The sequence below is a fragment of the Bradyrhizobium campsiandrae genome, from assembly GCF_014529705.1.
In the GTDB taxonomy this organism is placed as follows: domain Bacteria; phylum Pseudomonadota; class Alphaproteobacteria; order Rhizobiales; family Xanthobacteraceae; genus Bradyrhizobium; species Bradyrhizobium campsiandrae.
Genome location: NZ_JAANIH010000086.1, coordinates 1 through 22,881, shown reverse-complemented (window position 1 = coordinate 22,881; position 22,881 = coordinate 1). Strand labels below are relative to the sequence as shown.

At 63.8% G+C, this 22,881-nt stretch carries 25 protein-coding genes and 1 tRNA gene; 11 read left to right on the top strand and 15 right to left on the bottom strand.

Annotated elements, in window-relative coordinates:
• Positions 1–31: 31 nt before the first annotated feature.
• The 5 genes from lptB to G8O24_RS38180 form a co-directional block, all read right to left on the bottom strand.
• On the bottom strand, positions 32–1,042 hold the full coding sequence (gene lptB, locus G8O24_RS38200; protein WP_188107667.1) for an LPS export ABC transporter ATP-binding protein: 1,011 nt from the start codon (positions 1,040–1,042) through the stop codon (positions 32–34).
• Between the two features lie 221 nt (positions 1,043–1,263).
• Positions 1,264–2,001, bottom strand: a complete 738-nt coding sequence (locus tag G8O24_RS38195; protein WP_188107666.1) for an LptA/OstA family protein — start codon at positions 1,999–2,001, stop codon at positions 1,264–1,266.
• A gap of 5 nt (positions 2,002–2,006) precedes the next feature.
• Entirely contained in the window at positions 2,007–2,732 is a 726-nt protein-coding gene (gene lptC, locus G8O24_RS38190) for an LPS export ABC transporter periplasmic protein LptC (protein WP_188107665.1), read from the bottom strand.
• 262 nt (positions 2,733–2,994) lie between these two features.
• A complete protein-coding gene (locus G8O24_RS38185; RefSeq protein ID WP_188107664.1) occupies positions 2,995–3,609 on the bottom strand; it encodes a ribonuclease D in 615 nt (204 codons plus the stop codon).
• 99 nt (positions 3,610–3,708) lie between these two features.
• The gene (locus tag G8O24_RS38180; RefSeq protein ID WP_188107663.1) at positions 3,709–5,028 is read right to left on the bottom strand and encodes a UbiA family prenyltransferase; all 1,320 of its coding nucleotides are present in this window, start codon (positions 5,026–5,028) and stop codon (positions 3,709–3,711) included.
• Positions 5,029–5,285: 257 nt separating this feature from the next.
• On the opposite strand from G8O24_RS38180, the gene G8O24_RS38175 reads away from it, so the two are divergent.
• A complete protein-coding gene (locus G8O24_RS38175; protein ID WP_188107662.1) occupies positions 5,286–6,557 on the top strand; it encodes an MFS transporter in 1,272 nt (423 codons plus the stop codon).
• Between the two features lie 67 nt (positions 6,558–6,624).
• Here the strand turns inward: G8O24_RS38175 and G8O24_RS38170 are convergent, their stop codons facing one another.
• On the bottom strand, positions 6,625–6,951 hold the full coding sequence (locus G8O24_RS38170) for an NIPSNAP family protein (protein WP_188107661.1): 327 nt from the start codon (positions 6,949–6,951) through the stop codon (positions 6,625–6,627).
• A 57-nt stretch (positions 6,952–7,008) separates the two neighbouring features.
• Between G8O24_RS38170 and G8O24_RS38165 the strand changes: the two genes are divergently transcribed.
• Positions 7,009–8,025 (top strand): GlxA family transcriptional regulator, encoded by a 1,017-nt coding sequence (locus tag G8O24_RS38165; RefSeq protein WP_244646276.1) that lies wholly within the window; start codon positions 7,009–7,011, stop codon positions 8,023–8,025.
• A gap of 99 nt (positions 8,026–8,124) precedes the next feature.
• On the opposite strand, the gene G8O24_RS38160 is transcribed toward G8O24_RS38165, so the two are convergent.
• A complete protein-coding gene (locus G8O24_RS38160; RefSeq protein ID WP_188107659.1) occupies positions 8,125–9,618 on the bottom strand; it encodes a hypothetical protein in 1,494 nt (497 codons plus the stop codon).
• 390 nt (positions 9,619–10,008) lie between these two features.
• Positions 10,009–10,095: transfer RNA gene (locus tag G8O24_RS38155), tRNA-Leu, on the bottom strand.
• A 138-nt stretch (positions 10,096–10,233) separates the two neighbouring features.
• On the opposite strand from G8O24_RS38155, the gene G8O24_RS38150 reads away from it, so the two are divergent.
• The gene (locus G8O24_RS38150; protein ID WP_188107658.1) at positions 10,234–11,199 is read left to right on the top strand and encodes a complex I NDUFA9 subunit family protein; all 966 of its coding nucleotides are present in this window, start codon (positions 10,234–10,236) and stop codon (positions 11,197–11,199) included.
• 153 nt (positions 11,200–11,352) lie between these two features.
• Here G8O24_RS38150 and G8O24_RS38145 read toward each other — a convergent pair whose 3' ends face one another.
• The 3 genes from G8O24_RS38145 to G8O24_RS38135 form a co-directional block, all read right to left on the bottom strand.
• Positions 11,353–12,093 (bottom strand): SDR family oxidoreductase, encoded by a 741-nt coding sequence (locus G8O24_RS38145; protein ID WP_188107657.1) that lies wholly within the window; start codon positions 12,091–12,093, stop codon positions 11,353–11,355.
• Between the two features lie 3 nt (positions 12,094–12,096).
• On the bottom strand, positions 12,097–13,422 hold the full coding sequence (locus G8O24_RS38140; protein ID WP_188107656.1) for an FAD-binding oxidoreductase: 1,326 nt from the start codon (positions 13,420–13,422) through the stop codon (positions 12,097–12,099).
• A gap of 87 nt (positions 13,423–13,509) precedes the next feature.
• Positions 13,510–14,316 carry an undecaprenyl-diphosphate phosphatase gene (locus G8O24_RS38135; RefSeq protein ID WP_188107655.1) on the bottom strand — a complete coding sequence of 269 codons (807 nt, stop codon included), beginning with the start codon at positions 14,314–14,316 and terminating at the stop codon, positions 13,510–13,512.
• A gap of 169 nt (positions 14,317–14,485) precedes the next feature.
• Between G8O24_RS38135 and G8O24_RS38130 the strand changes: the two genes are divergently transcribed.
• The 3 genes from G8O24_RS38130 to G8O24_RS38120 are packed head-to-tail and all read left to right on the top strand — an operon-like array spanning position 14,486 to position 17,127.
• Positions 14,486–15,178: a glutathione S-transferase family protein gene (locus G8O24_RS38130; protein ID WP_188107654.1), complete on the top strand. Its 693-nt coding sequence runs from the start codon at positions 14,486–14,488 to the stop codon at positions 15,176–15,178.
• Positions 15,127–16,296, top strand: coding sequence for a tRNA epoxyqueuosine(34) reductase QueG (gene queG / locus G8O24_RS38125; RefSeq protein ID WP_188107653.1), 1,170 nt, complete (start codon positions 15,127–15,129; stop codon positions 16,294–16,296). Before G8O24_RS38130 ends, queG begins: the two co-directional genes overlap by 52 nt.
• Before the next feature lie 42 nt (positions 16,297–16,338).
• On the top strand, positions 16,339–17,127 hold the full coding sequence (locus tag G8O24_RS38120; protein ID WP_188107652.1) for an acyl-CoA thioesterase domain-containing protein: 789 nt from the start codon (positions 16,339–16,341) through the stop codon (positions 17,125–17,127).
• A 9-nt stretch (positions 17,128–17,136) separates the two neighbouring features.
• Here G8O24_RS38120 and G8O24_RS38115 read toward each other — a convergent pair whose 3' ends face one another.
• On the bottom strand, positions 17,137–17,604 hold the full coding sequence (locus G8O24_RS38115) for a nuclear transport factor 2 family protein (RefSeq protein WP_188107651.1): 468 nt from the start codon (positions 17,602–17,604) through the stop codon (positions 17,137–17,139).
• Positions 17,605–17,664: 60 nt separating this feature from the next.
• Positions 17,665–18,465, bottom strand: a complete 801-nt coding sequence (locus tag G8O24_RS38110; RefSeq protein WP_188107650.1) for an alpha/beta hydrolase — start codon at positions 18,463–18,465, stop codon at positions 17,665–17,667.
• A 253-nt stretch (positions 18,466–18,718) separates the two neighbouring features.
• Here G8O24_RS38110 and infC point away from each other — a divergent pair, with 253 nt between their 5' ends.
• A complete protein-coding gene (infC, locus tag G8O24_RS38105) occupies positions 18,719–19,258 on the top strand; it encodes a translation initiation factor IF-3 (protein ID WP_188107676.1) in 540 nt (179 codons plus the stop codon).
• A 59-nt stretch (positions 19,259–19,317) separates the two neighbouring features.
• Here infC and G8O24_RS38100 read toward each other — a convergent pair whose 3' ends face one another.
• Positions 19,318–19,716: a hypothetical protein gene (locus G8O24_RS38100; RefSeq protein WP_188107649.1), complete on the bottom strand. Its 399-nt coding sequence runs from the start codon at positions 19,714–19,716 to the stop codon at positions 19,318–19,320.
• A gap of 273 nt (positions 19,717–19,989) precedes the next feature.
• On the opposite strand from G8O24_RS38100, the gene rpmI reads away from it, so the two are divergent.
• Together rpmI and rplT are read left to right on the top strand one after the other, a co-directional pair.
• Positions 19,990–20,190: a 50S ribosomal protein L35 gene (gene rpmI / locus G8O24_RS38095; protein ID WP_008143958.1), complete on the top strand. Its 201-nt coding sequence runs from the start codon at positions 19,990–19,992 to the stop codon at positions 20,188–20,190.
• A gap of 79 nt (positions 20,191–20,269) precedes the next feature.
• Positions 20,270–20,629, top strand: a complete 360-nt coding sequence (gene rplT, locus G8O24_RS38090) for a 50S ribosomal protein L20 (RefSeq protein ID WP_188107648.1) — start codon at positions 20,270–20,272, stop codon at positions 20,627–20,629.
• Between the two features lie 11 nt (positions 20,630–20,640).
• Here the strand turns inward: rplT and G8O24_RS38085 are convergent, their stop codons facing one another.
• The gene (locus G8O24_RS38085) at positions 20,641–21,063 is read right to left on the bottom strand and encodes a hypothetical protein (RefSeq protein WP_188107647.1); all 423 of its coding nucleotides are present in this window, start codon (positions 21,061–21,063) and stop codon (positions 20,641–20,643) included.
• Positions 21,064–21,214: 151 nt separating this feature from the next.
• Here G8O24_RS38085 and pheS point away from each other — a divergent pair, with 151 nt between their 5' ends.
• The gene (gene pheS, locus G8O24_RS38080) at positions 21,215–22,297 is read left to right on the top strand and encodes a phenylalanine--tRNA ligase subunit alpha (RefSeq protein WP_188107646.1); all 1,083 of its coding nucleotides are present in this window, start codon (positions 21,215–21,217) and stop codon (positions 22,295–22,297) included.
• Positions 22,298–22,383: 86 nt separating this feature from the next.
• Complete coding sequence (locus G8O24_RS38075; protein WP_188107645.1) at positions 22,384–22,848, top strand: endonuclease domain-containing protein; 465 nt, start codon at positions 22,384–22,386, stop codon at positions 22,846–22,848.
• Positions 22,849–22,881: the final 33 nt, after the last annotated feature.

Here is a 22,881-nt window from a genome sequence, read left to right as displayed (position 1 = left end):
TGTACACGCCTTGACGAAACGCAAAAAAGGGCTAGAGGCGAAATTCCTCGCCAAGGTAAAGCCGGCGAACATCGGGATCGGCGACGATCTCGTCCGGGGTCCCCTCCGTCAGGATTTCACCTGCATAGACGATATAGGCGCGATCGGTCAGGCCGAGCGTCTCGCGCACATTGTGATCGGTGATCAGAACGCCGATGCCGCGGTTGGTGAGATGGCGGACCAGGTCCTGAATGTCGCCGACCGCGATCGGATCGATGCCGGCGAACGGCTCGTCGAGCAGCATGTAGTTCGGACGCGTCGCCAATGCACGCGCAATCTCGACGCGGCGGCGCTCGCCACCGGACAGCGCAATCGACGGCGATTTTCGAAGGCGCGTGATGTTGAACTCGTCGAGCAGCGAGTCGAGCTGCTCCTCGCGTTTCCTGCGCGAGGGCTCGACCACTTCGAGCACGGCGCGGATGTTCTGCTCGACGGTGAGGCCGCGGAAGATCGAGGCTTCCTGCGGCAGATAGCCGATGCCGAGCCGCGCGCGCTGATACATCGGCAGCTTGGTGACGTCGTGGCCATCGAGCTCGATCGCGCCGCGATCGGCCTTGATCAGGCCGGTGATCATGTAAAACACGGTGGTCTTGCCGGCGCCGTTCGGGCCGAGCAGGCCGACGGCTTCGCCGCGGCGCACATAGATGCTGACGCCGCGCACCACCTGGCGGCTGCCATAGGATTTTTCCACGCTATGCACAGCCAGGAAGCCGGGCCGCCGCAACAGCTGCGGGCCGCCCGTGCCGTTGGACTTTGCAGCCGGCCGGGTGGCCGGATGGGTCTTGGGGGCCTGGGCAGCCGGCTGGCGCGGCCGCGGCGGCGCCTCGACGCCGTAGGGGTCGGAGGCCATCGGCTGCTCACGCGCAATCGGGGGCGCGTCCCTGACAGGGCTCGCCACGAGGCCGCCAACGCCGTCACCGAGCGAGGTGATGTCCTGACGGGCAAATCCTGGCCGGCCGCGCTTTGCGGGGCGCCGACGGAACATGCTGAAGAGATCGACCATCCCCGCCTTCTAGCCTTCTACGCTGACCCTGCGCGGCACTCGCGCGGCCTGCCGCGCCGACCTCGATTCGCCGACGCAGCATGAATGAAGGGATGTCTCATGCCCAGTGAAACACGCCCGAAAAGCGGCGGACCCCGCTTCGAAAGCCCTGCGCGCTAGATACAGTCTCGCAGTGCAAGCTTCAACCTCGGATCGGCCGCATCAGGGCCAAGCTGTTGAATTCACTTTTGTTTGGTTGCTCCGGGCAATTGCAAAGGGGGCGCCCCGCCGGGCTTGGCGGAGCCACCTGGACCGCAATCATCCTTGCCCCCCTGCGGCAGCAGCACCTGAACCCGGCCGCTGTCGGACTCCACGCGAGACACGCCGGTCGTCATGTCGACCTTGAGCCGATCGCCGCGCATCACGTTCTTGCACTGCGTCATCACCACCTGACCCGAGCTGCCGCCGAACATGGTGATGAGATTTGTCTTGGTGTCGAAGACCGCGGTCTCGCCCGTGACCACCTGATCCTTCTGGGTGACCACGACATTGCCATGCGCTTCCAGCCGCTTGATCGAGGAGGCGCCGCCCGGCCCCGGCGTCGCCGATTGCATCGGTGCCGCCTTCGCGCCCTTGGCGGGCGCCGGCTGCGGCGCGGCGGGCTTGTCGTTGCCGGATTCGTAGAACACCACCAGCGTCTTCGAGGTCATGGTGGTGTCGCCCTGGATGACCTTCACATTGCTCTTCGCATCGCCGGAGAAGGTCGCTTCCTTCTTCTTGTCGTGCATCTCGAGCGAAGCGGCTTCGATCTGGATCGGTTGATCGCGGTTCTGCGTAAAGCCCTGCAAAGCGTTGTTGGGCGCAGTCGCCGAACTCTGCGCGCGGCTTTCACCGGATGCGATCAAGACACCCATAGCAAGCGCGGCTGCGCCGACGACGGCCCTGCGCTTGTTGTCGCTGCGCGAAAAAAACTTGATCATGAAAATCACTTTGAGGTCGCAGATTTGGTCTGTGGCGTACGCATCTTCGCCGGTGCCGGCTGCTCGACCGGTGCGGCCTGCGTAGCCGGATCGTCCAGCTTGTCCAGATGCATCACGACATTGCCTTCGAAACGAATGACGTTGCCGCCCTCGGTGATACGCAGCCGGTCGGCGGTGAGCGTGCCATTGGTCAGCTTGACGTCGACATGATCGTCCGAGGAGACCGTGCCCTTGTTCATGTCGACGAAGGCCGAGTTCAGCCGCGCCTCATAGCCGGTCGAGGTGCGCAGGAAGATGTCCTTGTGCAGGTCGAGCTGCTGCTGCTTGTTGTCGAAGCGGCCGGTGCGGGCATCGAGGAATATCGTCGACCTGTCCTCCATCAACACCTTTGCCTTGAGGTCGTTGAGGTCGACATGGTCGGGGTCGGTGATGTCCTGCGTGGCGGTCTTGGCCCAGAGCTCGTAGGGGCGCTGATCCGGCGTGAAGCCGGACAAATGCGGCGATTCCATCGTGATCTTGGTGCCTGTGACCACGAGGTTTCCGGAGTCGAGCTTGACGGGAATCTTGAAGGGGTTGAGGAAGGTCGAGACGGCGATGATCGCAGCCATGGACGCGGCCACCGTCGCCGGCACCGCGATGCGCAGAATCCGCACCAGGCGGCTGTGGCGCGCCGCCTGGGTAAACTTCGCCGCGAGCGCGGCGTCGTAGGTGGGAAACTGGGCCGAATTCACCTGGGCTCCTGAGGGGTCGCTCGCCTTGATCAGAAGGCTCCAATCGAGGGCACCCTCATTGTACCCGCGACCGCTGGAATATGCAGCCCGCGACAAACCGGTACGAAAGTGTCCGAAACGGGGCGGTCGCTTCCCCCTCTCCCGCTTGCTGGGGAGGGCCGGGGTGGGGGTGCCTGCGCAATGGGACAGTCCCCTGGAGGAGAGAACCCTCACCCGCGCCTTCGGCGCGACCTCTCTTGCAAGCGGGAGAGGTCAGGAAACCTCAGGAATGCGCGAAAATGTCCTCTTCCGCCCAGCCCTGCAGATCGAGCAGAGCGCGGGTCGGCAGGAAATCGAAACAGGCTTTTGCCAGCTGGGCGCGGCCCTCCCGGACCAGCATGGCATCGAGCCGCTCGCGTAAACCGTGCAGATGCAGCACGTCGGAAGCGGCGTAAGCCAGCTGCGGCTCGGTCAGGCTGTCGGAGCCCCAATCGCTGGACTGCTGCTGCTTGGAGAGATCGACGTTGAGCACCTCACGCACGAGGTCCTTGAGGCCGTGGCGATCGGTATAGGTGCGGGTCAGGCGAGAGGCGATCTTGGTGCAGTAGATCGGCCCGGTCATCACGCCGAAGGTCTGGTACAGCACCGCGACGTCGAACCGCGCGAAATGGAAGATCTTCGTGTTGGCGGGATTGGCCAGCAGCGCCTTCAGGTTCGGCGCGTCGGTGTGCCCCTTGGGGATCTGCACCACGTCGGCACTGCCGTCGCCCGGCGAGAGCTGGACCACGCAGAGCCGGTCGCGATGCGGGTTGAGCCCCATGGTCTCGGTGTCGATCGCCACCGCGCCGGTGTAGCGGGAGAGGTCAGGCAGGTCACCGCGATGCAGGCGTACGGTCATGGCGTTTCAAACCCTAAAAATCGAATCGCTCGTGTCGTCATCATAGGCTAATCGGATGGTCCGCGATGTATCCACTGCGGGGCGCCTGCGCAAGCTGCCTCAGATCGCCGCCAGCATGATGCAGACCATCGCTGCCACGGTGAAGCGGCTCGCCCCATCCCGGAAGGCGTAGATAATGGGATCATCGGGCATCTCGCGGCGATGCGCGATCATCAGGGCCCGGCCGAACCAGTAGAGCAGCAGGGGCGCCAGCAGCCAGAGCATCCAGGGCCGGCTGTAGAGCGGGGTCACTGCGGAGGAGGAGACGTAGAGCGAAAACACCGTCACCGCATTCATGGCGCTCGCCGCCGCCATCGCACCGATGATGTTGAGGTCGCTGATGCGGTAGTCGCGGTTGGAGGGATCGGAAAGGCCCTCGCCCTGGCGCATGCTGAGCTCGCTGAAGCGCTTGATCAGCGCGAGCGAGGTGAACACGAACAGCGAGAACACCATCAGCCATTCCGACAGCACGACGCCGGCTGCGACCGCGCCGGCGACGATGCGCAAGGAATAGAGCCCCGCAAGCGTGACCACATCGACCAGCATCTTGCGCTTGAGCGCGAGCGAATAGGCGATGGTGGTGGCGAGATAGGCGGCGAGCGCACCGAGAAACAGCGGCGAGATGCAGAGGCTGGCGATGAGCGCGAACAGCCACAATAAGGGGATCGCCGACAGCGCCGACGAGATCTTGAGGTCGCCGGCCGCAAGCGCGCGATGGCGCTTGGTCGGGTGCTGGCGATCGGCGGCGAGATCGAGCAGATCGTTCATCAGATAGGCGCCGGAGGCGCAGGCCGAGAATGCCAGGAACGCCAGCAGCGTCGTGCCGAGCGTCGCAACATTCAGCTGGTGCGCCGTGATCGCGGGCACGAACAGCAGCGTGTTCTTGGCGTATTGATAGATTCGCAGCGCGCTGGCCCAGGTCTTCAGGCTCGCGCCGCCGCGGCTGACGCGGTCGATGCGCTCGATCGATGCGCGATCGAACGGCAGACGGTCACCGGCAGCGAGATCGGCCGATGTCACCACGCCATCGAAACCGAGATGCGCGGCGATGCCGGCGGCATGATCGGCGAAGCGGTCCGCGACCAGAAAGATCTTGGCGCCGCGCGCTCGCACCGCCAGCGCCTGGTTCAGCACGCCGGCATCATAGGGCAGGTGGGCATAGTCGATCCCGGCGCGCGCCAGAACGTCGGTGAGCGCGGCCATGCCGGCGCGTCCGCCGGCGCCGAAGCGGGCCAGCCCGCGGGCCGGCGCAGAGAACAGCGCTTCCAGCAGCAGTTCGGAGCGCAAGAGCGCGCCTTCGAGATCGACGACGAGGGTGCGGGCCGGCGTCGCCTGCGGCGCGGCCTCACCCCGATCGTACTGCAGGACGGGCTGCTCCATCCGAAAATGCTCTGACTGACCGCGGCACGGCGGGCCAGGGCAGGCCGTTTCGCGCGAAAAAGGACGGACGCGACCCTAGGCGGCATTGGCTAAGGCCGGCTTAACCCGGTTTGAAGCTGGGCCGGACAGCAGCCTGTTGCAGGGATCCCACAATCCGCCGTGCGCGCGATATACCAGCGGAACCTGGGGCCCGTACCGGTGGTAATCGGCGGCGCCGCACCCCATCTGAGCCCAGCCTCCCCCACGCCTCAGGTGCCATGACAGACCAGACGCTCGCCGCGCCGATCGACGATCAGCAGGAACGCCAGCGCGGCTTTACGCGCTACCAATCCCTCCTCGTGGCGCTGCTCGCCTTCGCGCAGTTCACGATCATCCTCGACTTCATCATCATGTCGCCGCTCGGCGCCATCATGATGCCCTCGCTCAACATCACGGCCGCGCAATTCGGCGTGGCGGTCTCGGCCTACGCGTTCAGCGCCGGCCTTTCGGGCATTCTGGCCGCCGGCTTTGCCGATCGCTTCGACCGCAAGCGCCTGCTGCTGTTCTTCTATGCCGGCTTCACGCTCGGGACCCTGCTATGCGCGCTGGCGCAGACTTACCATGTGCTGCTGCTCGGCCGGATCGTGACCGGATTGTTCGGCGGCGTGATCGGCTCGATCGTGCTCGCCATCGTCACCGATCTGTTTCCGCTGCACCTGCGCGGCCGCGTGATGGGGTTCGTCCAGACCGCGTTCGCCGCGAGCCAGGTGCTCGGCGTGCCCGCCGGGCTGTTTCTCGCCAATCATTGGAACTGGCATGTCTGCTTCATCGCAATCGTCGGCCTGTCGATCGCGGCCATCGCCGTGATCGCCTTCGCCATGGCGCCGGTCGATGCCCATCTGAAGCTGAAGCAGGACAGGAATCCGTTCCATCATCTGGTCGCGACGGTCAGCGAGCCGCGCTACACGCTGGCCTTCGCGGTCACGACATTGCTGGCGACCGGCGGCTACATGCTGATGCCGTTCTCCAGCGCCTTCACCGTGAACAATATCGGCATCGACATGGCGCATCTGCCGACGATCTATCTGGTCTCCGGCCTGTTCAGCATCGTCACGGGGCCGCTGGTCGGCCGCGCGTCCGACAGCTTCGGCAAATATCCGACCTTCGTGTTCGGCTGCGCGATGACCATCCTGATGGTGCTGATCTACACCCATCTCGGCCACGTCTCGCTGGCAACAGCGATCACCGTCAACGTGCTGCTGTTCGTCGGCATCTTCTCGCGCATGATCCCGTCGCAGGCGATCATATCGGCGATCCCCGATCCCACCCAGCGCGGCTCGTTCAGCGCGATCAGCGCCTCGCTGCAGCAGCTCTCCGGCGGCATCGGCTCGATGCTCGCGGCGGCGATCATCTCGCAGCAAGCGGATGGATCGCTGCTGCATTTCGAGCGGATCGGCTACGTCATCGTCACCACGACTGTTATCACGCTGGTGGCGATGTATTTCGTGCAGAAGGGGGTGGCGGAGCGGGCGGGGAGGAGTGTGGTGTGAGGGGGCCCCCGCGGCGGCGATGTTAATATCGCCGCCCGGGAACAGGTATGAATGCGCGAGGCCGCTCTTATTGCAGGGCCGAGAAGCTCGTCGGGCTCATGAAAGAACTCGATATATTCGCAAGGATTGGCCCGTCGACCTCCGAGGCCGCGGCTGCCTCCAGCCATTCGGGGTCCGCTACGAAGGAACCCCAAAGACGCTCCCGCTCCGCGAGCGACTCCCAGACGAGGATGTAGACGAGCTCAAGGTGTGACGGTCCGACCGTGGTCCGCCAAAAGCCAAGCTGGCGAATGCCCAATCGCTGCCAAATCTTCAATGTCCGCGTCTCAAAGCGCTTCAGCAGTGCCGGCATCCGGTCCGGCAGGGTGCGGTAGGTGCGCAACTCGTAGATCATCTCTCATCCTCGCTTGGTTCAGACCTGTCCGGGTTACGCCTGTTACGATTGGCATATTTGCCAAATTTCTCGTATTTTCTGCCAATGCTCACACCGGCCTCGGCAACCCCTCGGCAGATTGTCTTTCTGGCCTTTCCGGGCTTCCAGGTGCTCGATCTCGCCGGCCCGATGCAGGTGTTCCTTTCGGCGAGCGACCATGCGCGGGATGCCGCTACAGGGCTGCCGATCGATTACCGGGTCTCGGTCGTGTCATCAGGCCCCACCAGGGTACAGGGCTCCTTGTCGTTGGCGATCGATGCCGAGCCTTTGCCGTCCGCATTGAAGCCCGGAACGACGGTGATGGTGGTTGGAGGAAGGGGTGTCGAAGCGGCATCGCGCGATCCGCTCCTGATCGGCTGGTTGCGGCGCCACATGCACGAGGCGGAGCGGATCTGCTCCGTCTGCAACGGCGCACTCGTGCTTGCGCGGGCTGGGCTCCTTGCCGGCAAGCGAGCGACCACGCATTGGGTCGATTTCGACAAGCTCCAACGGAACTTCCGCGATGTCACCGTTGACCGCGATGCCATCTATGTGCGTGACGGCAAAATCTGGAGTTCTGCAGGCGTCAGCGCCGGCATCGACCTCGCCCTCGCGCTCGTCGCGGACGATCACGGCGAAGCGGCTGCCGCAATCACGGCCAAGTGGATGGTCCTCTACGTCAAGCGACCAGGCAACCAATCGCAATTCAGCGACTTCATCGAGACCATTGACCACGACAAGGCGGGAGCCTTTGCGGAGCTTCACCAGTGGATCCTGGCCAATCTCAGCCGCGACCTGCGCATTCCCGAGCTTGCGGCTCGGGCGGGCATGAGCGAGCGAACATTCGCACGCAAATATCGAACGCTGATCGGCGTGCCGCCTGCCGAGACCGTCAAACGGCTTCGTGCCGATACGGCACGTCACCACCTTCGGACCTCGACCTTGCCGCTCAAGACGGTCGCGGCCAGATGCGGCTTCGGGTCAGTCGAGCAGATGAATCGGGTTCATCTGAAATTCTACGGTCTGACCTCGCGCACATTACGTGACATCGGATAGTGGACCTTCAGGCATTGCTGGGTCAGGGCCCACCTGACCGAGGATGATTCCGTCGCGCGCCGATATCGGGGATCCCGATCAAAGCCAGCGCGGCTCCGGTCAGTTTTGGTTTGGCTTCCTCAGAGGCGCGCCGGAATACTCGTTGAACTCCTGCGGCTCGCTGACGCCAGCTCGGAAGAGGCGCATGGAGAACGGAGCTGACTGACCCGATGGACCGGTCGCGCGCCACCACATTGGAAGCGACTTGAACGCAAAGACCATATCGTAGTCGGTCGCAATCGAACCGGCGTCGATCGGTTGGGTCCCGCTGCGATCTTGGAACCAGCGCGACCAATCCGCCGATCCCGGGGCCGGCGAACAGATATAGGGATCACTCGGCTTACCATCGGGGCAGGTTTTGAACGGCGGCCCGTCCGGGTTTGGATTCGGATACGACGGCAACAGGAAGCTGAGCATCTTGTGCTGCGTAACGCTCCACTCTGCGGGCGAATGACAGCTCATGCAGGAGGAATTGGGCGCATTCTTCATGACGGTCTGCCCGACTTGAATATCATTTCTTGCGCCGTCATTCGGTCCGGACAGTCGCCCACCCCAGCCCAGCGTCTGGGTGGAATATTTCGGCGCCGCGGGGTTGATCCAGTTCTCGCGCAATGGCGGCGGCGGAACGCGTGACGAGTCGGCGCCTGGGTCGTTGCCCCACATCGCACCGAGCGGCACCATCTTGTCCCAACCATCTCCTGGCGCGTTGGTGTCATAGACCAGCGTCGAAAACACCCAACCGGTCTTTGGCGACGAGGCCGTATCTTTCACGATGATATCGAACTGCATAACAGCGCCGGTGATCACCGCAGGAGGCGGTGTCGGCTTGGCGCTGGAGGGTATGCTCAGGTAGAGCGGCCATTGCGGCGCGCCGCTCGCTGCCGCCCACCAATTGGTCTGTTGCTTCGGATCATCTGAGACGAAGACCGCGGCCTTGACGATGACAGCGCCCTCGTCGAACTGAAAGTTCGCCGTCTCGATCTCGGGCTTCATCGCGGTTGCCTTCCATACCCTATAGAGGGAGTGCGCAGCCCGTTCGTCATAGTAGGTGAGCACGTGGGTATCGAACGTCACCTTCAGCCCAGTATCGGGAAATATGTCCGGACCGAACTGCCCGGCGGGATAGGTGCCGTGAATGCTTTCACGAACAGAGCCAAGCCATGGCTCATTGTACCAACCCGCTTTCTTCGCATCCCAGTTTGCGTAGTCGAGAATCAGCTTGCGCGCCGCGGGCCCGACATACTCCTTTAGCGCCGCAACGTAGGCCGCCGCGTTCGTCGTGGTAATCAAACCGCCGCCAATTGCTTTCGACCAAGGAGGATTCTTGATCGGTGGCAGGGGTCGGCTTGGCCAATCGTGGCTGAGGGTGAACATTGGGCCGCTGTACTGCCCGGCGGGGGGAATTTGCCCATTGTTGGCAACGAACGGATCTTTCGGAATGGCTAGCGCTTCGGGGCCTGCCGTGAAAGGCCGGGGCTGCTGCGCGTACGCAACTGCCGGGACGATGGCGGACAATCCACAAATGACGGTCGAAATACAAAGATCGCGAAACATGCTTCCACCATTATGTTCGAGGAGACACATCCGAAAGGTGTTTCATTATCGCTAGACTACTATAAAGTGCTTTGTGGAAGAGGCAAAGAACGATCCGCGTCACGTCGGTGTGACTGCGTCCGCAGATCAAAACATGCTGCGCAGCAGCGATCGTGTCAGTGGGCGCACGATCGAGGTCATTCACACCCAGCACCGCGGGCTGGATCGTGAGAATCGGCCCGCTTGGATACGTCCGCGCACGAAACAGCGGACCTATCGAACAGGCAGGATCAGATATCGAGGAAAGAAATGTTGGTCGACCTAACCCGCCCGCCCAGTAACCCGGTGAGACGGGCGAACGCCCCGCGTTGTTAGAGACACACCAACGAAATCAAGCACATCTCAACGAGATGGTGCCCAGGAAAGGACTCGAACCTTCACGGCCGTTAAGCCACTGGCACCTGAAGCCAGCGCGTCTACCAATTCCACCACCTGGGCATGCCGTTTGGGGCACGGAGGCGGTTACTACGGTTCGGTGACGCCGTTGTCAATTCATGGTTCTGGATGCCGATTGCGCAATGCAAACCGGGCCGATACAAGCCTGATATCACGCATCTCTTCCGCAGGAACGCAGCCATGGCATCGAATCTGGAAACGCTCGTCACGGTTTTCGGCGGATCGGGGTTTTTGGGCCGGAATGTGGTCCGCGCGCTGTGCCGGCGGGATTACCGCGTCAGGGTTGCGGTGCGGCGGCCGGAACTCGCCGGATACCTCCAGCCCTCGGGCAAGGTCGGCCAGGTCCACACCATCCAGGCGAACCTGCGCTACCCTGGATCAGTCGAGGCGGCGGTGCGTGATTCGCACGTCGTGATCAACCTGGTCGGCATCCTCGCTGAGGGGGGCGCCCAGACGTTTGACGCCGTTCAGGCCAAGGGCGCCGAGACCGTCGCCAAGGCGGCTGCCGCCGCAGGCGCCAGCCTGGTGCATGTCTCGGCGATCGGCGCCGATGCCGATTCGCCCTCGCGCTATGCCAAGGCCAAGGCGGCCGGCGAGGCGGCGGTGACGGCTGCCGTGCCGTCGGCGACGATCTTCCGTCCCTCCGTGATGTTCGGCCCCGAGGACCAGTTCACCAACCGCTTTGCGGCCCTGGCGCGGATGTCGCCGGTGCTGCCGCTGATCGGCGGCGAGACGAAGATGCAGCCGGTCTATGTTGGCGACGTCGCCACCGCGATTGCGGACGCGGTCGACGGCAAGGCCAAGGCGGGCGCGACTTACGAGCTCGGCGGCCCGGAAGTGCTGACCATGCGCGAGATCATCGAGGCGATCCTCGAGATCACCGACCGCGAGCGGATGCTGGTGCCGCTGTCGTTCGGCCTCGCGCGCCTCAAGGCCGCCTTCCTGCAATTCGCCCCGGGCGCGTTCAAGCTGACGCCGGACCAGGTGACGCTGCTCGAGCGCGACAATGTCGTATCGGATGCGGCCAAGGCCGCCGGCCTGACGCTGGAAGGCCTCGGCATCACGGCCGATTCGCTGGAAGCGATCGCCCCACAATATCTCTGGCGCTTCCGCCCGCAGGGTCAGTTCCAGCGCATGGGCGTGTGAGCCCCACTCTCTCCGCCGTCATGGCCGGGCTTGACCCGGCCATCCACGCGTATCCGCAATTGCAGCAAGACGTGGATGCCCGGGACAAGCCCGGGCATGACGAGTTTGTGGGACGAGCGGGGCGAGGGAGCGCACCGTCAGTGCGGCGGCATTTCAAAACTTCAGTTTCTTGAACACCGCCTCCGGCAGCGTCTTGATGATCAGCATCACGAGTCGCCAGATGCCGCTGACATAGATGACGTCGGTCTTGTTCTCGACGGCGCCGAGGATCGCATCGCCGACGACAGGCGCCTCGACGGTGAGCGGGCCGATCAGCTTCATGCCCTCGGTCATCTTGGTGCGCACGAAGCCGGGCTTGACCGTGACGACGTGCACGCCGCCGCGGCTGGCACGCGCGCGCAGGCCCGAGAGGAAGGCGGAGAAGCCTGCCTTCGCCGAGCCGTAGACATAGTTCGAGGCGCGGCCGCGATCGCCGGCCACCGACGACACGCCGACAACAGTGCCGTGGCCGCGGCCGAGAAATTTTTGCGCAAACAGGCCGAGGATCAGCGACGGTCCCTCATAGTTGGAACGCATGATCGTGGTGGCGTGGACGAGATCGCTCTCGGCATCTTGCTGCACGCCCAACAGACCGACGATCGAGATGACGACGTCGGGCAAAGCGGGAAGGCCGGCGACAAAGCTCTCGAAGGAAGCGATGTCGAGCACGTCGAAGACCTGCGTGCTCGCTTCGATCGCGTAGCGTGCGTGCAGATCGGCGGCGTCAGGCGAAAGCGCCGCGGCATCGCGGCCGGCGAGGGCGACATCGTAACCCGCCTTGGCAAAGGCGCGCGCCGTGGCGCGGCCGATATCGGAGGAGCCACCGAGCACCAGAACGGATTTGCGTGACGTCACGGCTTAAACCTCATCGAACAGGCGTTGCGACAGTTTCGAGCGGATGTTGCCGGCGGGATCGAGCGATTTGCGGATCGCCTTGAAGCGCGACAACGCGGGATAGCCGGCCTCGAAGGTCGCGCGCGATTGCCGCGCGTCCTTGGCGAGATAGAGCCGGCCACCGGCGGCGACGACGAGACGATCGATCTCGTCTAGGAAATTCAGGATGTCGCCCTTGACCGGGAAATCCAGCGCCAGCGTGTAGCCCGGCAGCGGAAACGACAGCAGGCCATCGCCATGGCCGAGCTTCTTCAGCACCGCGAGGAACGAGGCATCGCCTCGCTTCGAGATACGATCGAGGATGTCGCCGAGCACGGCGCGCGCGGCAGCTTCCGGAATCACGCATTGATGCTGGACGAAGCCGCGCCGGCCGTAGATGCGATTCCAGCCGGCTATGCTGTCGAGCGGAAAAAAATAGGGATAAAGCGAGACCACGTGCTCGCTGCCGGCACGCCTTGCGCCCATGCGGTAGTAGATCTCGTTGAAGGCGCGGACGCCAAAGCGATTCAGCGTCATCGACGGCAGGTCGACGGGGACGGCGAGCCCGGGATTCCCGCCGACGGGAAATCGATCGGCGGCTTCAGGAAGCTCGTCGGTGCGGGCATGCTCACCGAGATAGATCAGCGAGCGGCCGAGATCGCGCCCGCGCGCCACGCAATCGATCCACGCCACCGAATAGGTCGAAGAGTTGCTGGCCTCGAGCGCGCGCATCGCGGCATCGAGATCGGACGCCGCAATCACGCGCTCGCGGATCCAGCCTGATACGACGGGACGCAGCCGCATCGTGGCTTCGAGGATCACGCCGGTGAGGCCCATGCCGCCGACGGTTGCGAAGAACGCGTCGGAATGTTGCTCACGCGAGATCTCGATGGTTTCGCCCGCCCCTGTGCGCAGCAGGATGCTGTCGACATAGCGGCCGAAACCGCCCTCGCCATGATGGTTCTTGCCGTGAACGTCCGCGGCAATGGCGCCGCCGACCGAGACGAAGCGCGTGCCGGGAACAACGAAAGGCAGGAAGCCGCGCGGGCCAAAGGTGTCGATCAGGTCGGACAGCAGCACGCCAGCCTCAACGCGAATGCGGCCGGTCGCCGGATCGAACGACCTGATCCGGTCGAACCCGGTCATGCCGATGGTCCTGACGGCGCCGATTGCGGCATCGCCATAGGCGCGGCCGTTGCCTCGCGCCACCGAGCCGGCGACGACAGCCTCGGCCACCGCCCCGAACGAGCGCGGCCGCACCACTTCGCTATCGACGACCGGGAAGCGCCCCCAGCCGCTGACTGCCGTCATCGTTCAGCTCCGCTCGCGGGCCAGCCCGCTCCAGGGAACTGCCTAGCGGCGAAAAGCTGATATTGCGTTGAGGCGCGTCAGCAAAGGTTAACGGCCAAGCGCCAGCGCGATCAGGCCGAGCGTGCCGACGATGACGCGCCACCAGGCGAACACCGCAAAGCCGTGGCGGGTGACGTATTCCAGGAACGTCTTGACCACGATGATCGCGGTGATGAACGACACCACGAAGCCGATCGCGACGATGCCCATGTGGTCCATCGTCATCTCCGAGCGGTTCTTGTAGAAGTCGTAGGCGAACGCGCCGATCATGGTGGGGATGGCGAGGAAGAACGAGAACTCCGCCGCCGCGCGCTTGTCGGCACCGAGCAACATGGCGGCGACGATGCTGGCGCCGGAGCGCGATACGCCCGGAATCATCGCCACGCACTGCGCGATGCCGATATAGAGGTACATCAGCAGCGGAAACTTGGTGGCGTCATGCTCGCGCGGCTTGAGATCGAGCCGGTCGATCCAGAGCAGGATGGCGCCGCCGACGATCAGCGTGAAGCAGACGACCCACGGGTTGAACAGCACGCTCTTGATGTATTTGCCGGCGATGAGGCCGACAACGACAGCGGGCAGGAACGCCACCAGCACGCCGATCACGAAGCGGCGCGCATAGGCATCGCCCGTGAACATGCCGATCGCGACATCCCACAGCTTCTTGAAGTAGAGCCCGACGATCGCGAGGATCGCGCCCAACTGGATCAAAACCGTAAACGAATCCCAGAAGGCGCCCTCGCCGAGGCCGAAGAAGCGTTCCGCGAGCAGGAGATGGCCGGTCGAGGATACGGGAAGGAACTCGGTCACACCCTCGATGATGCCAAGGATCACTGCCCGTATTGTATCTGACATATTTACGGTCCATTTCCGCTGGAAAAGCGGGGTTCTTCTCGCCTATTCGTCCCTCGCTCGCAATCGCAAAATGCGCTAACGCGTCCTTGCCTCGCTGATTTGAAGGACTAGTGTGGCGCCGCACAAACATTGATGGATTCTTAAGCACCATCAAATAGTCAAAGGCTTCATGTTTACGCTGTTTCATCATCCGTTCTGTCCGCATTCGCGTTTCATCCGCCTGATCGCGGGCGAATACGGGCTCGAACTGAAGCTGGTCGAGGAACGTAGCTGGGAACGGCGCGAGGCATTTCTGCTGCTCAACGCGGCCGGCACGACGCCCGTCCTGGTGGACGATGAACAGCCGCCGATTCCGGGCGCGGCCATCATCGCCGAATATGTCGACGAGGCCTATGGCGCCGAGATGGGACCTAAGCGCCTGATGCCGGAGACGATCGCCGAGCGCGTCGAGGTGCGCCGGCTGATGGCCTGGTTCAACGAAAAATTCTTCGAGGAAGTCTCGCACCCGCTCGTCACCGAGCGCATCTACAAGCGCTTCATGAGCGAGGACAATGGCGGCGGCCCGCCTTCACCCGACGTGATGCGCGCCGCCAAGGCCAACGTGCGCTATCATCTCGCCTATATCGGCTGGCTGGCGCAGACCCGTAACTTCCTGGCCGGCGACCGGCCCACCTACGCGGATCTCGCCGCCGCGGCGCATCTCTCGGCGATCGACTATCTGGGCGACGTGCCATGGAGCGAGGACGACGCGGCAAAGGCGTGGTACGCGCGGGTGAAATCCCGCCCGTCGTTCCGTCCGCTGCTGAGCGAATGGCTGGCGGGCGTGCCGGCCTCGCGGACCTACGTGGACCTCGATTTCTGAACTCCGATCCGGGGGAACTGAAGGCTCGGCTTTCGCGCGAGGCGCACGCGCTCGGCTTCGACTGCATTGGCATCACCGCATCAGGCACGATCGAGAAGGCCGCCGCGCATTTCCTCGAATTCATCGCCTCGGGCGGCCATGGCGACATGGACTGGCTCGCCGCGCAGCCGGAGCGCCGCCTCGATCCGCGCGGGCTGTGGGCGGAGGTGCGCTCGGTGATCATGCTCGGCGTCAATTACGGTCCTGATTCCGATCCGCTCACGATCCTGCAGCAGCGCACGCGCGCGGCGATCTCGGTCTATGCCCAGGGCGACGATTATCACGACCTCATCAAGAAGCGATTGAAGGCGCTGGCGCGCTGGCTGGTCGCGACCGCGCCATCAGAAGTCAAAGTGTTCGTCGACACCGCCGCGGTGATGGAGAAGCCGCTGGCGCAGGCCGCGCATCTCGGCTGGCAGGGCAAGCACACCAACCTCGTCTCGCGCGAATTCGGCTCGTGGCTGTTTCTCGGCGCGATCTACACCACGCTCGAGCTGCCGCGCGACGCCGCCGAGACCGATCATTGCGGCTCGTGTCGGGCCTGCCTCGACATCTGCCCGACCTCGGCATTCCCGGCTCCCTACAAGCTCGATGCGCGGCGCTGCATCTCGTATCTGACCATCGAGAACAAGGGACCGATCCCGCAGGAGTTTCGCAAGGCCCTCGGCAATCGCATCTATGGCTGCGACGATTGCCTCGCGGCGTGCCCGTGGAACAAGTTTGCGCAGGAGGGACGCGAAGCAAAACTCGCCGCGCGGGATGAGTTGCGGGCGCCTGGTCTTGCCGAGCTCGCGCGTTTGGACGACGCTGCATTTCGCGCGCTGTTCGCGAAGTCACCCGTGAAGCGCATCGGCCGCGATCGCTTCCTGCGCAATGTGCTGATTGCGATTGGCAATTCCGGCGAGGCTGCGCTCGCAGAGGAGGCGCGGCGATTGCTCGACGATGCGAGCCCGCTGGTGCGTGGCGCCGCGGTGTGGGCGCTGGGGCAGTTGGTGTCGCGGGATGAGTTTGCGGCGATGAGGTCGGTCGCGTTGAGCAACGAGTCCGACGAGCGCGTGCGCGAAGAGTGGCGGGCTTGATTTCCCCGCGCGTTCCTTCAAGGTCCGCCCATGACAACAAACATGGCTTTCTTCACCCGCGACGGCGATACATTCCATCCGACGGAAGTGGCCAACGGCCCATGGGATCCGAAATCGCTGCACGGGCGCGTCATCGTCGGCCTGCTCGGTTTCGCCATCGAGGAGCGCCATTCCGGCCCTGAATTCGTGCCGGCGCGACTCACGGTCGACATGTTCCGGCTGCCGACCATCGACAAGCCAATTCAAGTGACGACGCGGCTGGTGCGGGACGGCCTGCGCATCCGCGTGGTGGAGGCGGAGTTCTTCTCCGGCGGCGTCAGCATGGCGCGGGCGTCGTGCCAGCTGCTGCGCAAAACGCAGAATCCCGACGGCAATATCTGGTCACCGCCGAACTGGGACGTGCCGAAGCCATCGGACATTCCAAAACCGACCGATCCCAGGCTCGGCATGAACGGCAAATGGACGACGCGTCCCATTGTCGGCCATATGGGCTCGCTTGGCCCACGCCGGCTCTGGATGAGCGAGGTTCGCGAGCTCGTTGCAGGCGTGCCGATGACGCCGTTCGTCCATGTCGCCACCGGCGCCGATTTCGCCAGCCCGTTTGCCAATGCCGGCGACAAGGGGCTCGGCTACATCAACAGCGACGTCACGATCTATCTGCACCGCCTGCCGGTGACGAACTGGATCGGGTTCGAGGTGGTGAATCACCAGGCCACGGATGGCGTCGCGATCGGCGAATGCTGGCTCTATGACGAGCAGGGCGCGATCGGCACCGCGACGGTCGCCGCGCTGGCGCAGCGCAAGCCGATGGCGAATCCGTCGAAGCGGTAGGGCTCGCCGTCATTCCAGATGCCGTTTCATCTCCGGCCGCGCCTTCAGCTCCGCGCCCTGCTTGGCGACGATCTTCGCGATACGCTCCGGCGCAAACTTCAGATCGACGAACGCCGGCGCCGTGTTGGCGACCTCGTGATATCCGGCGATCTTGCCGTCGCGCAGCGTCATGATCGCGACGCCCTCGAACATCGCCCGTGCGCCGCTCGCTTCCGGCAGGGTTGATTCGTAGCTGAAGGTGTAGCGCGCATAAAGCGTGGTGCCGTTGGTGACGGGGTCGTGCATGTCCCAGCGGAAATCCGTCGCCGTGCGATAGAACCAGTCATCGACCATCGCGGCGATTTTTGTCCGTCCCTCGAAGGCGCCGTAAAACACGTCGTGATAGACGCCGTCCTCGGTGAAGAGGTCGGCGAAGGCGCGGCCGTTGCGCTGCTCGACGGCGTCGCAGAAGGCGCGCAGCATGGCGATGGTGGTCATTGGCGTTTCTCCCGTCCCATTGCTGTCATGCCCCGCGAAGGCGGGTGTTGTGCAACAGTTTCACCCGATCTCGGCCACCGCGGCAAGAATGCGCGCGATGTCTTGCGGCCGCGACAGGCGGTGATCACCGTCCTGGATCAGGGTGAGCACGACGTCGTCGGCCGGCAGGCGATGCGTCAGCGCGAAGGCGTGCTGCCACGGCACATCGGGGTCCTGCGCGCCTTGCAAGATGCGGACGGGACAGCCGAGGTCGATGGCGCCGCCGAGCACGAGATGATTGCGTCCCTCCTCGATCAGCCTGCGCGTGATTGGATAGGGCGTGCCGTCGCCATATTCGGATGGCCTGAGCCAAAAGCCCTTGGTCTCGATCTCCTGCTTCACCACGGGCGAAAAATTCTTCCACATCAGCTCTTCGGTGAAATCGGGCGCCGGCGCGATCAGCACGAGGCCGGCCAATGAGGCCTTGCCGGAACGCTTCTTGATCTCGCGCGCGAGCAGCAGCGCCATCCAGCCGCCCATAGAGGAGCCGATCAGGATCTGCGGACCGGTGCAGAAGCGCTCGAATACCGCGACGCTGTCCTCGAGCCAGCTGCCGATGGTTCCGTCGGCGAAATTGCCGCCGGATTCACCATGTCCGGAATAGTCGAACCGGACCACGGCACGGCCATGTTGTGCGGCCCAGCCATCGAGCGCCACCGCCTTGCCGCCCTGCATGTCCGACTTGAAGCCGCCGAGCCAGACGAGGCCAGGCCCTTGATCGAGCCCGTTTCCGGCGCGGTGGCGCACCGCGATCCTGCGCGCCGACGGACCCTCGCCAACATCGATGAAGTCGAGCACGGCATCGGGAATAGCTGAGGTCATGGAACGTTTACTCTTGCTGTGGGGTTTGAGGTCTCAGGCCGCGCATTCCGTGACGCCACCTATATTGGCATTGTCCGTTTGGGACGCTTGCGGAACGGGGGCAAGGTGTCTATGTCGAGCACCGTGCCGATGGGCGTGACCAAAATGCCTCGCATTTGAGGGTTTTTCACTCCTCGCACGGGCGACTTGCTTGCCGGCACCAGTATCTTCCTTCAAAATAGCCGCTTCCTTCCACAGCCTTGGAGAACCACCCATTCGCCGTCCCAATAGAGCCCCGGCCCCTTCCGCAAAAGACGGGCCGCGCATCAATGATGATATTCGCAACGCGCAGATCCAGCTCATCGATCAGACCGGTGACAACAAAGGCACGGTCGAGACGGTCGTCGCCATTCGCATGGCCCAGGAGGCCGGCATGGATCTCGTCGAGATTTCGCCGAATACCAGCCCTCCCGTCTGCAAGATCATGGACTACGGGAAGTACAAGTATTCCGCCCAAAAGAAAGCCGCCGAAGCCCGCAAGCGGCAGAAGACCGTCGAGATCAAGGAGATCAAGCTCCGCCCGATGATCGACGACCACGATTACGACGTGAAGATGCGCGCGATGCTGCGGTTCTTCGAAGAAGGCGACAAGGTCAAGATCACCCTGCGCTATCGCGGCCGCGAAATGGCGCACCAGGAGATCGGCACCAAGCTGCTGGACAAGATCAAGACCGACGTCGCCGAACTCGCCAAGGTCGAGCAGGACGCCCGGTTCGAGGGCCGTCAGGTGGTAATGGTGCTGGCGCCGCGCTGACGCGCGACAGCCGAAATTTCAACGGCCCGCCGGGGATATCCGGCGGGCCGTTTTGTTTTTCAGGTCCGTGTCGCCTGCCAGGTGCCGCTGCACTGGTCGCCCGAAATGACGCCACGCCACGAGCCAGCGCCGACAGTGCCGCCGAGCCGGCCGCCGCCGCTGGCATGGGAGGCGCCGACCGAGACCTGGACCGCGACGGCTCCGCCGCGATTGACCCTGCCCGAGACCCGGCCACCGCCGGCGGACGACACCCGGCTGCCTGTGACGGTGAAGGGAACACTGTAGCCCGAGCTGCAATTTCCCCGGGTGGTGGCGAAGGTGACGTTCCAGACGCCGTCATAGCTGCCGACGCGGGCATCGGCGGTCGAGGGGAGAGCGGCCGCGGCGAGCACGGCCAACAGCGCAAGATAGCGGGGACGAGCGACAACAGAGAAAATCGACTGGGAAAAATAGGCCATTTTGGTCCTGCTCCGGGCGATGCGGCTAGGAGATGAGAGTATCAATCCCGAATAGTCGGCGGCCATGTTCCACCGGTTCATCGTTGCCATTTCTCCCGTTCTCTGTCATAAGCCCGGCCTTCATCGCCCGGCTGATTTAGGGCTGCCGTGGCGGTGTTCCGTGCGGGTTTCGCGCTTGTTCGCTAAAACCTGAGCACAATCAACGCTCTAACGAGCATTTTGACGGCCACGCCGCCTTCGCGGGCGGTTTTCTTCGGCCATTAGGAGAGCCAAATGCCCAAGCTGAAGACCAAATCGGGCGCTAAAAAGCGCTTCAAGGTGACTGCCACCGGCAAAGTGATGTTCGCCCATCGCGGCAAGCGTCACGGCATGATCAAGCGGACGAAGAAGCAGATCCGTCAGCTTCGCGGCACCGCTGTGCTGTTCAAGACCGACGGCGACAACGTCAAGAAGTACTTCTTGCCGAACGCCTGATCGCTTCCACGATCATTGCCATCTCCGCCGCGGCTTCGCGGCGATCCGAAACCTAAGTCATCTTTCGAAGGATCTTGTCATGTCTCGCGTCAAACGCGGTGTGACCGCCCACGCCAAGCACAAGAAAGTCTACAAGGCCGCCAAGGGCTTCTACGGCCGCCGCAAGAACACCATCCGCGCCGCCAAGCCGGCCGTGGAGAAGGCCCAGCAATACGCCTTCCGCGACCGCAAGCGGAAGAAGCGCACCTTCCGGGCACTCTGGATTCAGCGCATCAACGCTGCCGTCCGCCCGTTCGGCCTGACCTACAGCCGATTTATCGATGGGATGGCCAAGTCTGGGATCACCGTGGACCGCAAGGTGCTGTCGGATCTCGCGATCAGCGAGCCCGCGGCGTTCCAGGCGATCGCCGAGAAGGCCAAGGCCGCTCTGGCTGTCTGATACGGCCAGCACTAGCGGGCCTTCGTGCCCGCAGCCTTCAGCGCGCGCTCAGAGTAACGCTGGGCGACCTCCGCCCGGCAGAATGCCGTGAACGAGAGATACATGGTGCCGGACTTGTTCCGGTACTTGATGTCGCATGCGTGCATCTCGCGCTTGTAGGCCTGGGTCTGCGACGCATTCAGGCCGGGCTTGAAGTCGGCCTCGCATTTCTTTTCGACGGCGGCGCCGAGCTCGACGTCGCCGCTTGCGGTCAGTTCGCAATCCCTGAACACCTTCATCGCGCTTTCGCAGCTCTTCTGGCTGCTGATGGTGTCCGCAACCTCGTCCAGCGTCATGGATTTATCCATGCAGACCATGGCGCGTGCCGGGCCGGCGGCCGACAGAACGATGGCCGCAGCGGCAAGAGAAGCGGCAAGAGCGGATTTCGAAAGCATCGCAACGGTCTCCTCGTATCCTGTCTTGGTGCCGGGTCCCCGCGCGAGGTTCAACCCAGCCGCTCGGAGGCCGAAATAACCGGCTTTTCGCTTGACGTTACGCCCTTCGGGCGGCGACAACCCAGCCGAATTTGGAGCCAAGGATTTGCCTGTGTCCGACCTCGCAACGCTCGAAACATCCATCCTCGACCAGATCGCCACTGCGGCCGATGAAGCCGCGCTCGAAGCGGTGCGCGTCGCTGCGCTCGGCAAGAAGGGCTCGATCTCGGCGCTGCTCGCCACGCTCGGCAAGATGTCGCCCGATGAGCGCAAGACGCAAGGCGCGGCGATCAACCAGGCCAAGGACAAGGTCACCGAGGCGCTCACCGCACGGCGCGACGTGCTGAAGTCCGCCGCGCTCGATGCGCGGCTCGCATCCGAGACCGTCGACGTCACGCTGCCCTTACGCGATGCTGCGACTGATGCCGGCCGCATCCATCCGCTGAGCCAGGTCTGGGACGAGCTGACCACGATCTTCGCCGACATGGGTTTCTCGGTCGCCGAAGGCCCCGACATCGAGACCGACGACTACAACTTCACCAAGCTGAATTTCCCGGAAGGCCATCCGGCGCGCGAGATGCACGACACGTTCTTCTTCCATCCGAAAGAGGACGGCTCGCGCATGCTGCTGAGGACCCACACCTCGCCGGTGCAGGTGCGCACGATGCTGAGCCAGAAGCCGCCGATCCGCGTGATCTGCCCGGGCCGCACCTACCGCATCGACTCGGACGCGACCCACACGCCGCAATTCCACCAGGTCGAAGGCCTCGTCATCGACAAGCATTCGCATCTCGGCCACCTCAAATGGATCCTGCACGAGTTCTGCAAGGCGTTCTTCGAGGTCGACCACATCAACATGCGCTTCCGGCCCTCGTTCTTCCCGTTCACCGAGCCGTCGCTGGAAGTCGACATCCAGTGCCGCCGCGACAAGGGCGAAATCCGCTTCGGCGAGGGCGAGGACTGGCTCGAGATTCTCGGCTGCGGCATGGTGCATCCGAACGTGCTGCGCGCCTGCGGCATCGATCCCGACGAGTACCAGGGCTTCGCCTGGGGCATGGGCATCGACCGCATCGCCATGCTGAAATACGGCATCGCCGATCTGCGCCAGCTGTTCGACAGCGACGTCCGCTGGCTCGGCCATTACGGCTTCAAGCCGCTGGAGGTGCCGACACTGGCTGGAGGGCTGAGCTTGTGACCGTCGAACGAGAATGTCAGTCCGCAAAGGCTCTCTCCGTTCCCTCCCCCCTTGTGGGGGAGGGTCAGGGAGGGGGGTAGCCGCGGATGCCGCACGCAGTTGTGAGCGAGCGTCAGCGCAGCCGGGCGAAGCAACTTCGCCGGACGATGACGCGCGCTGAAACACTGCTGTGGCGCTACCTGAAAGCCAACCGCATCAACGGTCTTGGCATCCGTCGCCAAACGCCGATCGGAAACTACGTCGCCGACTTTGTGTGCTTCTCCTCGAAGCTCATCATCGAGCTTGACGGAGAATCGCACGACTTCGAAGAGCGGCAAAAGGCAGATCAGCGTCGCGACACGTTCTTCGCCGCTGAGGGCTTTCAAGTTCTGCGCTTCACCAATGAGCAGGTGATATCGAACCTCGAGGGAGTTGTTGAGGCGATCCGCCCGGCAGCTTCTGCCGGAGCCCGCGGCTCACCCCCCTCCCTGACCCTCCCCCACAAGGGGGGAGGGAACACTGACACCGAGCAAAGCAATTCAACCGACAAGAGCCGAGGCACACAGCCATGAAATTCACCCTCTCCTGGCTGAAGGATCATCTCG

Bases quoted from the DNA above. Each gene is read 5' to 3' on its own strand.
- lptB (WP_188107667.1), bottom strand. From the start codon at position 1,042: ATGGTCGATCTCTTCAGCATGTTCCGTCGGCGCCCCGCAAAGCGCGGC.
- G8O24_RS38195 (WP_188107666.1), bottom strand. From the start codon at position 2,001: ATGATCAAGTTTTTTTCGCGCAGCGACAACAAGCGCAGGGCCGTCGTC.
- G8O24_RS38185 (WP_188107664.1), bottom strand. From the start codon at position 3,609: ATGACCGTACGCCTGCATCGCGGTGACCTGCCTGACCTCTCCCGCTAC.
- G8O24_RS38180 (WP_188107663.1), bottom strand. From the start codon at position 5,028: ATGGAGCAGCCCGTCCTGCAGTACGATCGGGGTGAGGCCGCGCCGCAG.
- G8O24_RS38175 (WP_188107662.1), top strand. From the start codon at position 5,286: ATGACAGACCAGACGCTCGCCGCGCCGATCGACGATCAGCAGGAACGC.
- G8O24_RS38170 (WP_188107661.1), bottom strand. From the start codon at position 6,951: ATGATCTACGAGTTGCGCACCTACCGCACCCTGCCGGACCGGATGCCG.
- G8O24_RS38160 (WP_188107659.1), bottom strand. From the start codon at position 9,618: ATGTTTCGCGATCTTTGTATTTCGACCGTCATTTGTGGATTGTCCGCC.
- G8O24_RS38150 (WP_188107658.1), top strand. From the start codon at position 10,234: ATGGCATCGAATCTGGAAACGCTCGTCACGGTTTTCGGCGGATCGGGG.
- G8O24_RS38140 (WP_188107656.1), bottom strand. From the start codon at position 13,422: ATGACGGCAGTCAGCGGCTGGGGGCGCTTCCCGGTCGTCGATAGCGAA.
- G8O24_RS38135 (WP_188107655.1), bottom strand. From the start codon at position 14,316: ATGTCAGATACAATACGGGCAGTGATCCTTGGCATCATCGAGGGTGTG.
- G8O24_RS38130 (WP_188107654.1), top strand. From the start codon at position 14,486: ATGTTTACGCTGTTTCATCATCCGTTCTGTCCGCATTCGCGTTTCATC.
- queG (WP_188107653.1), top strand. From the start codon at position 15,127: ATGGCTGGCGGGCGTGCCGGCCTCGCGGACCTACGTGGACCTCGATTT.
- G8O24_RS38120 (WP_188107652.1), top strand. From the start codon at position 16,339: ATGGCTTTCTTCACCCGCGACGGCGATACATTCCATCCGACGGAAGTG.
- G8O24_RS38115 (WP_188107651.1), bottom strand. From the start codon at position 17,604: ATGACCACCATCGCCATGCTGCGCGCCTTCTGCGACGCCGTCGAGCAG.
- G8O24_RS38110 (WP_188107650.1), bottom strand. From the start codon at position 18,465: ATGACCTCAGCTATTCCCGATGCCGTGCTCGACTTCATCGATGTTGGC.
- G8O24_RS38100 (WP_188107649.1), bottom strand. From the start codon at position 19,716: ATGGCCTATTTTTCCCAGTCGATTTTCTCTGTTGTCGCTCGTCCCCGC.
- rpmI (WP_008143958.1), top strand. From the start codon at position 19,990: ATGCCCAAGCTGAAGACCAAATCGGGCGCTAAAAAGCGCTTCAAGGTG.
- rplT (WP_188107648.1), top strand. From the start codon at position 20,270: ATGTCTCGCGTCAAACGCGGTGTGACCGCCCACGCCAAGCACAAGAAA.
- G8O24_RS38085 (WP_188107647.1), bottom strand. From the start codon at position 21,063: ATGCTTTCGAAATCCGCTCTTGCCGCTTCTCTTGCCGCTGCGGCCATC.
- G8O24_RS38075 (WP_188107645.1), top strand. From the start codon at position 22,384: ATGCCGCACGCAGTTGTGAGCGAGCGTCAGCGCAGCCGGGCGAAGCAA.